General features: G+C 71.5%; 12 protein-coding genes and 1 riboswitch. Of the genes, 5 read left to right on the top strand and 7 right to left on the bottom strand.

What is annotated here, in order from left to right:
- Positions 1-51 precede the first annotated feature (51 nt).
- From AC6JA9_RS20560 to AC6JA9_RS20580, 5 genes are all read right to left on the bottom strand, one after another.
- Positions 52-1,947: a sigma 54-interacting transcriptional regulator gene (locus AC6JA9_RS20560; protein ID WP_141330990.1), complete on the bottom strand. Its 1,896-nt coding sequence runs from the start codon at positions 1,945-1,947 to the stop codon at positions 52-54.
- 30 nt (positions 1,948-1,977) lie between these two features.
- Entirely contained in the window at positions 1,978-2,991 is a 1,014-nt protein-coding gene (locus tag AC6JA9_RS20565; protein WP_408890516.1) for a tetratricopeptide repeat protein, read from the bottom strand.
- Positions 2,988-5,021, bottom strand: a complete 2,034-nt coding sequence (locus tag AC6JA9_RS20570) for a serine/threonine-protein kinase (RefSeq protein ID WP_223749900.1) — start codon at positions 5,019-5,021, stop codon at positions 2,988-2,990. Before AC6JA9_RS20570 ends, AC6JA9_RS20565 begins: the two co-directional genes overlap by 4 nt.
- 32 nt (positions 5,022-5,053) lie before the next feature.
- A complete protein-coding gene (locus AC6JA9_RS20575) occupies positions 5,054-6,151 on the bottom strand; it encodes a 6-phosphofructokinase (RefSeq protein WP_223749899.1) in 1,098 nt (365 codons plus the stop codon).
- Positions 6,152-6,292: 141 nt separating this feature from the next.
- Complete coding sequence (locus tag AC6JA9_RS20580) at positions 6,293-6,775, bottom strand: hypothetical protein (RefSeq protein WP_141330997.1); 483 nt, start codon at positions 6,773-6,775, stop codon at positions 6,293-6,295.
- Between the two features lie 175 nt (positions 6,776-6,950).
- Here AC6JA9_RS20580 and AC6JA9_RS20585 point away from each other — a divergent pair, with 175 nt between their 5' ends.
- Positions 6,951-7,634, top strand: a complete 684-nt coding sequence (locus AC6JA9_RS20585) for a hypothetical protein (protein WP_420715304.1) — start codon at positions 6,951-6,953, stop codon at positions 7,632-7,634.
- Between the two features lie 165 nt (positions 7,635-7,799).
- Here the strand turns inward: AC6JA9_RS20585 and AC6JA9_RS20590 are convergent, their stop codons facing one another.
- Positions 7,800-8,219 (bottom strand): acyl-CoA thioesterase, encoded by a 420-nt coding sequence (locus tag AC6JA9_RS20590; protein WP_223749898.1) that lies wholly within the window; start codon positions 8,217-8,219, stop codon positions 7,800-7,802.
- Positions 8,220-8,345: 126 nt separating this feature from the next.
- A riboswitch (cobalamin riboswitch) is annotated at positions 8,346-8,583 on the bottom strand.
- A 119-nt stretch (positions 8,584-8,702) separates the two neighbouring features.
- On the opposite strand from AC6JA9_RS20590, the gene AC6JA9_RS20595 reads away from it, so the two are divergent.
- The 4 genes from AC6JA9_RS20595 to AC6JA9_RS20610 all read left to right on the top strand — a co-directional run bounded on the left by AC6JA9_RS20595 (position 8,703) and on the right by AC6JA9_RS20610 (position 13,152).
- Positions 8,703-10,043 carry a S1C family serine protease gene (locus AC6JA9_RS20595; protein WP_223784452.1) on the top strand — a complete coding sequence of 447 codons (1,341 nt, stop codon included), beginning with the start codon at positions 8,703-8,705 and terminating at the stop codon, positions 10,041-10,043.
- Complete coding sequence (locus AC6JA9_RS20600; RefSeq protein ID WP_483577835.1) at positions 10,031-10,999, top strand: FHA domain-containing protein; 969 nt, start codon at positions 10,031-10,033, stop codon at positions 10,997-10,999. Before AC6JA9_RS20595 ends, AC6JA9_RS20600 begins: the two co-directional genes overlap by 13 nt.
- A gap of 88 nt (positions 11,000-11,087) precedes the next feature.
- Positions 11,088-12,191, top strand: a complete 1,104-nt coding sequence (locus tag AC6JA9_RS20605; protein WP_223749895.1) for a DUF4130 domain-containing protein — start codon at positions 11,088-11,090, stop codon at positions 12,189-12,191.
- A gap of 154 nt (positions 12,192-12,345) precedes the next feature.
- Entirely contained in the window at positions 12,346-13,152 is an 807-nt protein-coding gene (locus tag AC6JA9_RS20610; protein ID WP_223749894.1) for a hypothetical protein, read from the top strand.
- 16 nt (positions 13,153-13,168) lie between these two features.
- Here the strand turns inward: AC6JA9_RS20610 and AC6JA9_RS20615 are convergent, their stop codons facing one another.
- Positions 13,169-14,149 carry an aldo/keto reductase gene (locus AC6JA9_RS20615; protein WP_223749893.1) on the bottom strand — a complete coding sequence of 327 codons (981 nt, stop codon included), beginning with the start codon at positions 14,147-14,149 and terminating at the stop codon, positions 13,169-13,171.
- Between the last annotated feature and the right edge of the window lie 50 nt (positions 14,150-14,199).

Genomic DNA, 14,199 nt, shown 5'->3' on the forward strand with positions numbered 1-14,199 from the left:
TGGGTGCTCGCGCCGTCGTCGAATCCATCCGCGGTGTGTCGGGCGCCGCCGTCAGAGCAGCTCCTCGCCCTCCTCGGGGGGCAGCGGCCGGCCGGTCTTCTCCGCCTCCAGCTTCTCCAGGTGCCGGAAGATGGTGCGAGGGTCCACGCCCAGGTCCTTGGCCGTCTTGGTCCGGTTGCCGTTGTTCCGCGCCAGCACTTCGTTGATGTAACGCTTCTGGAACTCTTCCTTGGCCTGGAGCAGCGGCATGATGGGGTCCAGGTTCTCCGGCTTGAGGTCCAGGTCGTCCGGGCCCAGCAGCGGCTTGTCGGACAGCACGACGGCCTTCTTGATGCGGTTCTCCAGCTCCCGGATGTTGCCCGGCCAGCCGTACTTCTTCATGGCCACCGCGGCGGACGGGGTGAAGCCCTTGGCCCGGGAGCTGAACTCACGCGAGTACTTCTGGAGGAAGAACCGGCCCAGCACCACCACGTCCTCGCCGCGCTCGCGCAGCGGGGGCAGCTTCAGCGTGACGACGTTGAGGCGGTAGTAGAGGTCCTCGCGGAAGGTGTTCCGCTTCACCTCGTCCTCGAGGATTTTATTGGTCGCGGCGACGACGCGGATGTCCACCGGCTCGCCCCGGTTGTCGCCGACCTTGTAGACGATCTTCTCCTGGAGCGCGCGCAAGAGCTTCACCTGGAGCTGCAGCGGCATCTCGCCAATCTCGTCCAGGAAGAGCGTGCCGCCGATGGCCGCCTGGAACTTGCCCGCCTTGGTGGCCACCGCGCCGGTGAAGGCGCCCTTCACGTGGCCGAACAGCTCGCTCTCCAGGAGGTTCTCCGGGATGGCGCCGCAGTTGATGGTGATGAACGGGCCCTTCAGGCGCGGCGAGCGGCGGTGGATCTCCCGGGCGATGAGCTCCTTGCCCGTGCCCGTCTCGCCGGTGATGAGCACGGAGATGTCCGTGGGCGCGATTTTATCGATGCGCTTGTAGACGTCGCGCATGCCCTGACAGGCGCCCACGATGTCGCCGTAGCGCTGGTCCTCCAGCTTGCGGCGCAGCTCCGTGTTGTCCAGCTTGAGGTCGTTGACCAGCATCGCGTTCTGCAGGACGAGCGACGCCTGCGCCGCGAAGATGGTGAGCATGTCCGCGCTCTTGGGCTCGAACCGGTTCACCAGCCGGTCGTTGCCCACGTAGATGACGCCGAACAGGTCGCCCTTGTGCATCAGCGGCACGCACATGACCGAGTGCACGCGCAGGTTGACCACGGACTCGCTGGCCTTGAACTCGGGGGCGTCCACCGCGTCCGCGACGATGAGGGGCCGCTGCTCCTTGACCACCTTGGCGATGATGGAGTCGGACAGCTTCTCCACCGCGTCTTCGATGTTCTCGCGCGCCACGTTGCGCGCCACCTTCACGCGCGGGTCTCCGCTCTCCATCAGGATGAGGAAGCCCTTGTCGGCGCGCGTCACCTCGATGGCCTCGTCCATCAGGCTCTCGAGGATGCGCTCCACGTCGTAGAGCGCCAGCAGCCGCTCGCTGAAGGCCGTGAGCCGGCGCAGCATGGCCAGCTCGCGGCCGGGCACCCCGGGCAGCTCCGTGGTGTGTGAGTCCGACGTGTCCCTGGTCGCCGGCGCCTCGCGCTGCGCCGGGGCGAGCGTGGAGGGCGGGGGCGCGCGCGGGGCGTCCTCGCGGGAGAACTTCAGCTCCGTGTTGCCCACGCGCAGCACGTCGCCGGTGGCGAGCGCGTGGGTGTCGCGCTTCTTGCCGTTGACCTGCACGGTGGCGCCCAGGGTGCCCACCTCGTAGCGCGTGCCGTCGAAGGTGACGTGCAGGGCGCTGTCGGGGACACCGGGGTCGTCGAGCGCGATGTCGTTGTCCGCGCTGCGGCCGATGCTGGTGATGCGCTTGTGCAGGGCGATCTCGCGGACCTTGCCATCAGGACTGCGGACGGTGAGGCTGGCCATAGGGCTTCACATACCTGGAGGTTGAGGGGCTCAGAAGGTGAGGGACAGGGCGACGCCGCCGCCGCCGGAGGTGGGGTACACGCCCACGCGCGCGGTGGTGCGCGGCGGGGTGGCGCGGGGAGTCAGGACCTCGGAGCGCGGCGTGGTTCGCGCCGGAGGCTCGCGCGTCTCCACGGTGGTGCGCACCACCTGGTCCTCATGGTGGTACAGCGCGTCCACCACGCCCAGGGCGTAGATGGTGTAGAAGCCCGCGGCCGAGGCCAGCTTGAGCAGCTGCCAGGTGTCTCGCTGGCGCTCGCGGCTGGTGGGGATGAAGCGGATGGTGATGGAGGCCTTGCCGTCGTCATCGAGCACGTTGTCCAGCTCGAGCGTGCGCTCCTCGAAGAGCGACTCGTAGGCGAAGTAGGAGATGACGCTTGTCACCGCGAGCACACCCTCGGTGGCGGCGAAGACGATGCCCAGGCTGTTGCGGCCCTGCTGGAACTGGCCCGCGCCGAACGGGACGAAGTTGACCAGGAAGTTGCGCTTCTCCACGGTGCGCACGTTGACCTGGCTGGCCAGCTCCTCGGCGCGGCGGCGCAGCACCTCCGCCTCCACGCGCTCGCGCTCGCGGCGCTCGGTCTCCGCCTTCTCGCGCTCCTGGCGCAGCCGGCGCTCCTGACGCAGGAACTCCAGCTCGTTGGTCATGTCGTCCTTGATGCCCTCCAGGAAGGCCACCGCGGGGGGCGGGACGACGAACGGGTCCAGGCTGAAGTCGGGGTCCAACCGGAGCAGGGCGCGCAGGTGGCGCGAGGCCTCCTCGGTGCGGCCCAGGTTGAACGCGGCCAGGCCCGCCAGCTTGTGCAGCTCCACCAGCTCGTCCTCGCCCAGCCCGCCCCGGTCGATGCGCGCGCCGGCGCGGTCCAGGACCTCGGCGTACTTGCCGTACTCGAAGCTGGCGCGCAGGGCCGTCACCTCCGGGTCCCCGGTGTCCTCCTGCGCGAGCGAGGCGGCTGGCGTCCACAGCACGAGCCAGAGCGAGATGAGCGCGAGCCCACGGTTCATTCGGGGGACAGGCTCCCGGCCACGAGCGTCGGCTCTCCCGGGCGCAGCTGCACGACGCGGCGCTCCGTCTTGTAGCCGGGGTGGGAGATCTCCACCGCGACGGTGTGGAGGAAGCCCGCGGGGCCGCGCGGCGCGCGAATCTCGAACGGGTGCTGGACGCTGTCGCGGGCGGTGCGCACCTGGTCGCCCACGCGCACGGTGGCCTCGGCGGGCGTGTACTCGAGCGAGAGCGGTGACGGCTTGGGCTGGGCCCCCAGGTGGAAGCGGTTCTCGCCGTCGGACTGGACCTCGATGTCCTCCTTCACGTCCAGGCAGTAGTCGCAGGAGATGGTGACGGTGTGGCGCCCCGGGGACAGCTCCACGTCGTGCTTCGACAGGGCCTGGGCGCTCGGCGCGCCGTCGCCCACGCGGATGACCCCGAAGGGCCGCACGAGGATGGTGGCGAAGACCTTCTTCGCCCCGGGCTGCCGTCCGGCGACGCGCTCCTCACCAGGGCCTCCCACCGCGCGCGCATCGTCCGCGGCGCGAGGTGTGCCGCCCACCGCGCGCGGACCGCCCGTGCGCGGGGAGGGCCCGCCGGGGACCAGGGACAGCGCGTCGGCGCGGGTGCCCGGCGCCTCGGTGGGAGGACTCTTCGACGCCATGCCGCGCGAGCCCTCGCTCCGGGGCGACGGCGTGCGAGTGCCTGGACCCTCGGGGGCTCGCGGCAGCGCGCCGGGGGCCACGCCGGTGCCCGTGGGCGCGGCGGGCCCAGCCCCGGTCGGGTCGGTGGAGGAGGGCGCCGTCGCCTCGGGGCCGCTCGGCTCGCGGCCTCCGGACGTCATGGACGGGGGCGTGGAGGGCGTGCTCGCCTCGGGCGGATGGAACGCGGCGTCGGCGGGCGCGTGGTACAGCTTGTAGCCGCCGAGGCTCACGGCCGTGAGGGACGCGAGCCCCACCGCGAGCCGGATGCCGCGCCGTCGCCACTTCCGCGCGCGCTGCGCCCGCTGGATGCCCTTGAGCAGCCCCAGCGCCCGCGCGTTCTGCGCGTCCAGCGCCAGCACCTGGTTGAGGCAGCCGAGCGCGCGCGGCGTGCGCTTCTCCGCGAGCAGTCGCTCACCGCGCTCCAGCAGCGACGCGACGATGCGCTGGCGCGCGAGCTTCCGGTACGACGGCGGGTCGGCGAAGAACGACACCAGCTCCTCGCCCACGCGGGCGAAGCCCAGGCCCGCCAGGTAGTCCGCGAGCGCGTCGCGCAGCTTGCCGGCGTCAGGGTAGCGCTGGTTCGGGTCCCTCTGGAGACAGCGCGCGCAGATGTCCGCCAGCTCATCCGACAGACACGGGACGCGGCGGCGCGGGTCCTCGTAGTCGCCGTCGAGGATGCGCTTGAGCGTGGCCGTGGTGTTGGGCGCGGAGAAGGGCAGCCGGCCCGTCATGGCCGCGTAGAACATGATGCCCACGCTGAAGACGTCCGCCTCGGGGCCGGCCTCCAGGCCCTCGATGATCTCGGGGGACATGTGCGCGGGCGAGCCCACGAGCGTGCCCGTCACCGTCATCCGCTCCTCGATGTCGAGCAGCCGCGCGATGCCGAAGTCCATGAGCTTGAGGATGCCGTCCTCGCGCACCATGACGTTCTCGGGCTTCAGGTCGCGATGGATGACGCCCGCCTCATGCGCATGCGCGAGCGCCGCGGCCAGCTCGTGGATGACCATGGCCGCCAGCTCCGGCGGATCCATGGGCCCCTCGTCGAGCACCGTCTTGAGCGTCTGGCCGCGGATGTACTCGGTGACGATGAACGCGTCCTGCGCGTCCGCGGCGGAGAAGTCGAACACCTCGAGGATGTTGGGGTGGTGCAGCTTGGCCACCGCGCGGGCCTCGCGCGCGAGCCTCCGCCGCGACTCGTCCTTGCCCGCCAGGTGGGGGTGCAGCACCTTCACGGCCACTTCACGGTCCAGGGCGGTGTCGAGCCCCTTGTACACGACGCTCATGCCCCCCGAGCCGAGCTGCTCGAGGATGCGATAGCGACCGATATGGCGGCCGACGAGCGTCATGACGTGTGCGGCGAAAGTGCCTTCCCCCTCCCTCAGTCCCCGAAGCTGATGCCCATGCTCTTCGCGAAGCGCACCAGCTCGCCGGAAGGGTCCACCCGGCGCTCCTTGCGCGACTCGCTCAGCGGTACCGCGACAATCTCTCCGGCGCGCAGGGCCACCATGTGGTCCCACTGTCCATCGCGCACCAGGTCCAGCACCTTGCAACCATAGCGCGTGGCGAGCACGCGGTCCGCCGCGCTCGGGCTCCCGCCACGCTGCAGGTGGCCCAGCACGTTGACGCGGATCTCCGCTTCCACGTGCTGCGCCAGCAGGTCCGCGCACACCTTGCCGGAGCCGCCCAGCCGCACCACGCCGCGTCCGGGCACGTCCTCGGCCTTGTCCAGCACGGCCAGCGTGCCGCCCACGGGGAAGGCGCCCTCGGAGATGGCGATGATGGAGAAGCTGCGGCGGCGCGTGGCCCTGCGGCGCAGCTTCTCCACGATGGACTCCACCCGGTAGGGAATCTCCGGGATGAGGATGACGTCCGCTCCGCCAGCAAGCCCGCTCTCGAGCGTGAGGAAGCCCGCGTGCCGGCCCATGATCTCCACCAGCATCACCCGGTCGTGCGCCTCCGCCGTGGAGTGCAGCCGATCCAACGCCTCCGTCACGATGAGCCGCGCGGTGTCGAAGCCGAACGTCTGGTCCGTCCCGCTCAGGTCGTTGTCGATGGTCTTCGGACAGCCCACCACCTTGAGGCCCTTCTCACTGAGCCGGTGGCCGATGGACAGCGTGCCGTCGCCGCCCACCGCGATGACTCCGTCGAGCTTCAGCGCCTCGCAGCGGCGCAGCACGGCGTCGGACACATCGCGCTCCACCCAACGTTCACCCTCCCTGAAGGCGTAGATGAACGGGTTGGCGCGGTTGGACGTGCCCAGGATGGTGCCGCCCTTGGGGAGGATGCCGCGCGTGTCCTCCTCGGTGAGGGGACGCGTGAGGTCGGGCTCCACCAGGCCCATGTAGCCGTTCTCGATGCCGACGAACTCGTGGCCGAACTCGTGCGTGCCCCGCTTGACGAGGCCGCGGATGAGCGCGTTGAGCCCGGGGCAGTCTCCGCCACCGGTGAGGACTCCGAGTCTCAGTGAACGGGCCATAGGGGTCGGACGCGGGTGTCAGAGGCAGGAGTGCCCACCATGACAGCGACGTCGGACCTGATGATAGGAGGCCCCCGCGCCGGGGTGCAACGCGCGAATCACCTCACGGATCGGATTTCCGAGTGGAAACGCGAGCTTCCATCAGTCCCGCTTGAGGCGGCGACGAGAGGCGACGCGGTCCAGCAGGGCCTGCAGACGGGGCTGGGGCGCCTTGGGCAGCGCCTTGTCTGTCGGAGATTGTAGGGGCATCTCCTTCGCCATCCGGTAGACCTCGATCAACCGCTCCTTGAAGAGCTCGTTGTCGGGGCGCTCCTGGACGGCGCGGCGGTAGGCGGCGGCCGCTCCCACGTAGTCGCCGAGGGCGAACAGGCGCTCACCCTCCTGGGCGGGTGAGGAGGGGCCGAGCGGGAGCTCAGGCTCCTCGGGCGGTCGGGAGGCCTCCAGCTTCTGGAGCTCCAGGGGCTGGAGGGACTCGCGGAGGTTGGCGAGCTTGTCGGCGAGCGCGCCGTCGTCCGGGAATGCCAGGAGGAGCGCCTCATAGAGGTCGAGCGCCTCGACCAGCTCTCCACGGCGCAGCGCTCGGTCGGCGCGAGCCTCCATCTCCACCCGGGCTGCAGGATTCATCTCGGCGCGAGGTTACCCGTGCCCGACGGGGATGTCACAACGAAGGCGCGCCGGGCGCTGACTTCGCGGTGTGCCGGGCCGGCGGGCTCCGCGCCCGTGAAGCCGTGTCTTCTGGGTATCCATGGGTTCATGCGGCCCGGCACGCGAGTGGCCGCGTCCGGGGCGCGGGGGACCTATGCTGCGCGGTGTGAGTCTCTCGTGGGTGGCAGGAGGGTGGTTGTTGTTGTCGGGCGCGCTCGGCACCGAGCTGCGGCGCGACGGCTACGTGCTGCGTCCGCCCGAGGGGTTCCACATGGTGCGGTGGGAGCCGTACACGGGCTCGGTGGCGGGGGCGGTGACGTTGGACGCGGAGACGCCGAGGGCCTTGTCCGCGGCGCTCGCGGATGGTGAGGGCCCGGAGGCCGCGACGATGTTGGTGTCGGTGGTGGAGCGCGGCTTCTCCGCGAGCCCGTCCGAGCGTGACGACTTCGCGTCGGCGGTGATGCAGCACTTCCAGCGGGAGCTGGGGGTGGTGCTGTCGCCGGAGCGCGTGGACCGGATTGGAGGCGATGCGCCGCGCGTGGAGGTGCTGGGGACGCTGCGGGACGCGGGGCAGACGCGCACGGTGCTGGTGGCGGGGCTCGCGTCCGAGGGGCGGCACGCGGTGGTCGTCGTCAGCGCGCCCGCGGTGCGCTGGGAGGTGCTGGCGCCGAGCGTCCGAGCCTCGCTGGAGACGTTCCGCCTGGAGCCGACGACGACGCCTGGCGTGGTTCCCCGGCGCTTGTTGGGCGCGCTCGCGGGGGCGCTGGCCGGTGCGCTGGTGGCGTCATACGCGGCGTGGCGCCGGGGGCGCGCGGGGCGGATGGCCTCCGAGTCGTGACGACCGCGCGGCTCGCGCACGAATGAATCCCCGGTGGCGCCCTGGGCGGCGCCGCGAGCGGGCCGCCTCGGAGGCGGGCGGGTCCCCGCGTGATGCCATCTGCTGGAGTGCGCGCCGGAGCCCGAGGAGCCGGCCCCGGCGCACGTTGCGTTTCAGGGCTTCACGTCACTGCGCACCCGGCTCGGGCAAGAGCGGGGGCACGGCGGTGGGCTTGCGGTGCTCATCCAGCGCCACGAGCACGAAGCGCCCGCGCGTGCACAGCTCCCGCGCGCCCGTGAGCAGGTCCTCGGCGAACATCTCCACGTCCACGGTGACGGAGGTGCGGCCCGTCGCCGTCACGCGGCTGACCAGCTCCACGAGCTGCCCCTGCTGCACGGGCATGTGGAAGTCCACGCGCTCGCTGGACGCGGTGACCACGGTGCGGCGCGTGTAGCGGCTGGCGGTGATGAACGCGGACATGTCCATCCACCTCAGGGCCTGACCTCCGAAGAGGGTGCCGTAGTGGTTGGTCTGATCGGGAAACACCATGTCCACCATCCGCGTCTCGGTGGCGGAGGAGGGGAGGGACGGCTGCATGTGACTCATGGACGGACTCCTGGCCCACGGGCCTCCCCGGACATGAAGACCTCCGAGGGCGGCGGTGGGCCGCGAGGGATGGCCTGACCTTCCCGCGAAGGCCGGGGGCGAAGCGCCACCCGGGGCGCTGTCCGCGTCCCAGATGGGCTCGAGGCAGGTTTTCGGGCTCCGTGGGCCTCCCACCACCCGCCCCTCATCGCGGCGCGTGCTGGCGTCCTAGGCGCCGTCCCTTCCCAGCCCTCGTCTGCCGAGGACCAGTGCGTTCGACGGCGTTCGTTCCCACTGACCGCTGCGGGGCAGCTCCGGATTCACACCGGATTCCCTTGCTAAACCTCGTGGACCCCCACGAGGCACCTCGGGCGGGGCGGACCCTACCCGCTGCCCGGCGCGTCGCCAACAGGGCAGGTGGGTCGACGAGCGCACCGGAGGCCTCATGCCCCCGCCACTCGGTACCCCCGCGCGCGCGGCGCTGGGATAGCGTGCGCCGCATCCATGTTCGTCTTCCTCCTCGTCGCCGTGCTGGGGCAGGCGCCGGCCGTCGCCCCATCCGAACCGGGCGCGCCCTCCGCCGTCCGAAGCCAACCCGACGTCGTGCCCGCTCCCGCGCCCGAGCCGCCTCCGGCCGTGTTGCCCCCGGCCACCCACGAACTCTTCCAGCGCATCCAGAACCGCGTCGCCCAGGTGCGCATCATCGAGCGCCGCTCGGGCACGCGCTCCTCCATCGGCTCCGCCTTCTTCGTCTCGGGCGACGGGTACGCCATCACCAACTACCACGTGGTCTCCGACGTGGTGCTCCACCCGGAGGACTACACCGCGCAGCTCGTGCTGCGCACCGGCGGGGAGCCCGTGCCCGCGCGCCTGGTGGACGTGGACGTGGTGCACGACCTGGCCGTCATCCGCATGGATGAATCGGTGAAGGACTACTTCGTCCTGGAGGACCGCGAGCCGCCCCAGGGCGCGCGCCTGTTCGCCATGGGCAACCCCCATGACCTGGGCACCACCATCGTCGAGGGCACGTACAACGGCTTCATCCAGGACTCGCTCTACGAGCGCCTGCACTTCAGCGGCGCCATCAACCCGGGCATGAGCGGCGGCCCGACGCTGACGGGGCAGGGCACCGTGGTGGGCGTCAACGTGGCCACCATGGGCAACCAGCTGGGCTTCCTGGTGCCGGTGCACCGCGCGAGGACGCTGCTCGGCCGGGCGCTGAAGATGGCGCCGGACGCGACGCCCGCGCTGCTGGAGACGGTGCGCGCGCAGCTCATCGAGAACCAGCAGCGGCTCACCGAGCAGATGCTCGCGGCCTCGCTGCCGAAGCAGGCCCTGGGCAGCTACCACGTCCCGGGGCGGTGGATTCCCTTCCTCAAGTGCTGGGGCGACACGCCGCATGATCCGGAGGTGCCGTACACCGTGACGAACTACCAGTGCTCGTCCGAGGAGGACATCTACCTGTCCTCGCGGCACCGCACCGGCGTGGTGGCCTTCCTGCATCAGCAGGCCTCCAGCCAGGAGCTGGGCGCGCTGCGCTTCTCCGCGCTCTACACCGCGCTGTTCTCGCAGGACCCGGACACGGTGGAGGCCTCGCGCGAGGACGTCACCAACTTCCGGTGCACCTCCGAGTTCGTGGACGTGGGCGGGCTGCCCGTGCGCGCGGCCATGTGCCTGCGCGCGTACAAGCGCTTCCCGGGGCTCTATGACCTGGTGCTGCGCGCCGCCGCGCTCAACGCCAGCACCAGCGGGGTGGACACCAGCCTCACGCTGGGCGGCTTCACGGCGGACAACGCGCGCAAGCTGGCGCGCCGCTACCTGGAGGGGCTGTCGTGGACGAAGTGATCTTCCTGGAGGTGTTGGAGGGTGACTCCGTCCACACGCGTCACCGGCTGGAGCGCTTCCCGGCCACGGTGGGCCGCGCGTACTCGAACGACGTCATCCTGGATGACCCGAAGGTCTCCGCCGAGCACCTGCGCATCGACCGCCGCGAGGACGGCGCGCTCGTGCTGCGCGACGTCGGCAGCGACAACGGCACCTGGCGCGTGCAGCCCTGGACGCAGCTGGCGGAGCTGGAGCTGGTGCCCGACACCCGCGTGGCGGTGGGGGACACGGTGCTGCGCTTCCGGGCCCGCAACCACGCGGTGCCGCCCACGGTGGTGAGCACCGTGTCCGGCGAGCCCCGCGAGCGCGTGTTCGAGCACCCGCGCGCCTTCCCCGTGGCGATGCTGTCCCTGCTGCTGTTCAGCGCGCTGGCGTCCTACCTGGGCAACTACGCGCGCACGGACTGGGGCGAGCTCACGGTGGCCCTGGTGATGCCCCTGACGCTCACGCTCCTGTGGGCCGGAGGCTGGGCGGTGGCCAGCCGCATCTCCCGTCGCCACTTCCACTACCGCGCGCACGCGACCATCGGCGCGCTGGTGCTGCTGGGCGCCGTCGCGCTGCCGCTGCTGGTGGCCGCGCTGGGCTTCAGCCTGGGCCTGGGCGCGAGCCTCTCCTGGGTGTACCACGCGACGTTCCTGCTCCTCATGGGCTGGGGGCTCTTCTGGCACCTGCGCTACGTGGCGCGGTGGGAGCCGGCGCGGCTGGTGCGGGTGCTCGTCGTGGTGACGCTGGCCTTCGGCGCCGTGTCGCGGGCGAACGATTTGCTGGGCAACGAGCCCTTCAGCACGTCGCTCGACTTCTCCCGCACGCTGCTGCCGCCCGTCTTCCGGGTGGCCCGCGCCCAGCCCGTGGAGTCCTTCTTCGAGGACCTGGACGGGCTCCAGGAGCAGGTGGACGCGCTCGCCAAGGAGGAGTAGCGCGCGACGACGCCCTGGGTGGGCTGGCGGTGTCAGACCTGGAAGGTAGCCTGCGTCGCTCGGGTGGTCGAGCGACCAGGAGGTCCAGGTGCGAGTGAGCGTGGCGCCGGAGCTGTCGTCGTTCCGGGAGGTGGCGCGTGGGTTGTTGGTGCGCGGCATGCCTCCGGACCGGGTGGAGTTCGAACAGGGGCAGGGGGCGTGGACGCAGTGGGTGGACCCGCTCCTGTCCGGTGGTGGCGCCCGGGCCGTCCCGGCGCTGCCCGCGGACTTCCTGTCCCTGGCGGAGAAGGTGGTGTGTCACCGGGATCCGGAGCGCTTCGCGCTGCTGTACCGCGTGCTGTGGCGGCTGACGCACGGTGAGCGGCGCCTCCTGGAGAAGGACGCGGACCGGGACGTCCAGCGGCTGCGGCGCATGGAGCGCGCGGTGCGGCGGGACCTGCGGGAGCTGGTGATTCGCGTCCGGTTCCATCGCGCCGCCTCGGATGGAGAGGCGCGCCATGTCGCGTGGTACCGGCCGGAGCACCTCGTCGTCCGGCTGGCCGCGCCCTTCCTCGTGGGGCGCTTCCCCTCGCTCCACTGGAGCCTCTTCACGCCGGACGCCAGCGCGCATTGGGATCGGGCGAGGCTGTCCTTCGGCGCGGGGCTCGTGTTCCCGGAGCCTGGGCCCTTTCCGGCCCGCGCCGCGTCGCCGGACCCGGTCCACGCGCGGCCGCGGGTGTTGCTGCTGGGGGACGTGCCCGGCACCCGGGAGGAGGGAGACGCGGCGTGCTTCGTGGGGCCCTCGGGCCGGCTGCTGGAGCTGGTCCTCTCGCGCGCGGGGCTGCGGAGCTCGGACCTGCGGGTGTCCCGGGCCCGCTGGCCGGGGCGTCGCTCGGGCGCGCTCAGCTGGCCGGAGACCCGGGCCCTGCGGGAGGAGCTGGCCTCGGAGGCGGCGCGGGTGCGTCCCCGGCTGCTGCTCGCGTTGGGCGGCGCCGCGGGGCAGGTGCTGCTGGGACCGGGCTTCCGGCTGGACGTGGGGCGGGGGCGGCTGGTGCCCTCCGAATGGGCTCCCGGCGCGCTGGCCACCTTCGCGCCGTGGGACGTGCTGCGTCGGCAGGACCCTCGCGAGCGCGCGGAGGCCCGCATCCACTTCGAGGCGGACGTGCGCGCCGCGGCGCAGTGGCTGAAGAGCCCGGAGGCCCTGGGCTCCTGAGCGGGCGCACGCGGGCGGCCTCGACAACGCGCGAAGCCGCCCTCCATATCGACAGGGCTCCTGGATGATTGCCTTCCGGAGGGCACTGCAGCCGGGCGCGTGAGCGCGGTGCTAGCCTCGACCTGGCCCAGGTGCGCTTCTCGGAGGGGACGCCATGCGTCGTTCAGCCCTGACCCTGTTGTTGCTGTTGTGCGCCGCGTGCGCGCGGACCTCGTCGGTGGTGCCGCGCCGCGGCCCCCCCGTCACCGTCGTCCCACCGGAGCTGGCGCTCGAGTCCGGTGACTCGCCCTGGGCCATCTCCATGCCCTTCGGCCTCGCGCAGGATGGCAGCGCGCTGGTGCTGCGCTTCCTGGAGCGGGCCGAGGCGTCCGGCGCGCGCTACCTCAGCAACGTGCAGGTGGTGTTCGTCGCGGACGACGCGGGCACGTCCATGGAGTGCCGGACGAACCTGATGCCGGAGGGCACCATCCCCCCGTGGAAGCCGCTGATCCGCACCGCGATGGCCGCGGGCGAGTACGCGCCGCTGAAGCTCGTCAGCCGTCCCGTGCCGGACGTGGTGGTGAGCTGCCAGGAGACGTGGGCCGTCACCATGGTTCCCCAGGCCGTCCGCGTGTCCAACGTGGGTGGCGCGCACCCGGGAGAGCTCACCATCGGCGGCAACATGGTGCGCCGTCCAGAGGTGCGCTGCGGGCCGGTGGCCACCCTGCGCCTGCTCACGCGCTACGCCTTCGAGGACGCCGTCGGCTACGTGCCCCCGCGCATCGAGCGGATGGGCGAGCACCGCCCGGAGCTGAAGCTCCAGGAGACGGAGGCGGAGTGCTACCCGAGGGACCCGGCCTCTCCCGGCGTCAACCGCATCGAGGCGATGGCCTATGGCGGCGCCGGACCGCGCGCCGCGTTCCTGGACGGCCCCATGACCCCGATGGAGGCGCCCAGGTCCGCACCTCAGATGGACCTCTGAGGTGCCCGCGCGCGGCTCACATGCCGCGCAGCGCGTGGGGCTGGTATGGCGCCTCGAGCTGCTGAAGCTCCTCCGCCGTGAGCTTGAGGTCCACGGCGCGCACGGCGTCCTCCAGGTGCTCCGGCTTCGTGGCGCCGATGATGGGCGCCGTCACCACCGGCCGTGACAAGAGCCACGCCAGGGCCACCTGCGCGGGCGGCACGTTGCGCGCCTCGGCCACCTTCCGGTTGGCCTCCGCCACCTCCCAGTCACCCGGCTGGTCATACAGCACGGGCGCGTACGCATCCGTCTTCGCGCGCGTCGTGGAGCTGCGGTCCGTGAGCGACTTGCGGGAGCCCGCGAGCAGCCCGCGCGCCAGGGGAGACCACGGGATGACGCCGATGCCCTCCGCCTCGCACAGGGGCAGCATCTCCCGCTCCTCCTCGCGGTAGACCAGGTTGTAGTGGTCCTGCATGGACACGAAGCGCGACCAGCCGTGCAGGTCCGCCACGCCCAGCGCGCGGGCGAACTGCCACGCGAACGTGGACGACGCGCCCAGGTAGCGCACCTTGCCCTGGTTCACGAGCTGATCCAACGCCGCCAGCGTCTCCTCCAGCGGCGTGTGCGGATCCATCCGGTGGATTTGATACAGGTCGATGGTCTCCACCCCCAGGCGCTTGAGGCTCGCCTCGCACGCCTGGACGATGTGCTTGCGAGACAGGCCCCGCATGTTGGGCCCGTCCCCCATGGGGAAGTACACCTTGGTGGCGAGCACCACCTCCTCCATGCGCGCATACCGTCGCAGCGCACGACCCGTCACTTCCTCACTGACTCCCAGCGAGTACATGTCCGCGGTGTCGAAGAAGTTGATGCCCAGCTCCACCGCGCGGCGGAAGAAGGGCTGGGAGGCTTCCTCGTTCAGGACCCAGGGTCGCCAGGAAGGCGTGCCGTAGCTCATGCAGCCCAGGCAGAGGCGGGAGACACGCAGGCCGGTTCGGCCCAGCTGTGTGAACTTCATGAAGTGCTCCTCTCGTCGGTGTCGCGGGCCGTGAATATGCAGCCTGCGAG

The sequence above is a fragment of the Myxococcus sp. MH1 genome, assembly GCF_059738865.1.

Coding starts and splice junctions, on each gene's coding strand:
- AC6JA9_RS20560 (WP_141330990.1), bottom strand. CDS start 1,947: ATGGCCAGCCTCACCGTCCGCAGTCCTGATGGCAAGGTCCGCGAGATC.
- AC6JA9_RS20580 (WP_141330997.1), bottom strand. CDS start 6,775: ATGAATCCTGCAGCCCGGGTGGAGATGGAGGCTCGCGCCGACCGAGCG.
- AC6JA9_RS20585 (WP_420715304.1), top strand. CDS start 6,951: ATGCTGCGCGGTGTGAGTCTCTCGTGGGTGGCAGGAGGGTGGTTGTTG.
- AC6JA9_RS20610 (WP_223749894.1), top strand. CDS start 12,346: ATGCGTCGTTCAGCCCTGACCCTGTTGTTGCTGTTGTGCGCCGCGTGC.
- AC6JA9_RS20595 (WP_223784452.1), top strand. CDS start 8,703: ATGTTCGTCTTCCTCCTCGTCGCCGTGCTGGGGCAGGCGCCGGCCGTC.
- AC6JA9_RS20615 (WP_223749893.1), bottom strand. CDS start 14,149: ATGAAGTTCACACAGCTGGGCCGAACCGGCCTGCGTGTCTCCCGCCTC.
- AC6JA9_RS20590 (WP_223749898.1), bottom strand. CDS start 8,219: ATGAGTCACATGCAGCCGTCCCTCCCCTCCTCCGCCACCGAGACGCGG.
- AC6JA9_RS20575 (WP_223749899.1), bottom strand. CDS start 6,151: ATGGCCCGTTCACTGAGACTCGGAGTCCTCACCGGTGGCGGAGACTGC.
- AC6JA9_RS20565 (WP_408890516.1), bottom strand. CDS start 2,991: ATGAACCGTGGGCTCGCGCTCATCTCGCTCTGGCTCGTGCTGTGGACG.
- AC6JA9_RS20570 (WP_223749900.1), bottom strand. CDS start 5,021: ATGACGCTCGTCGGCCGCCATATCGGTCGCTATCGCATCCTCGAGCAG.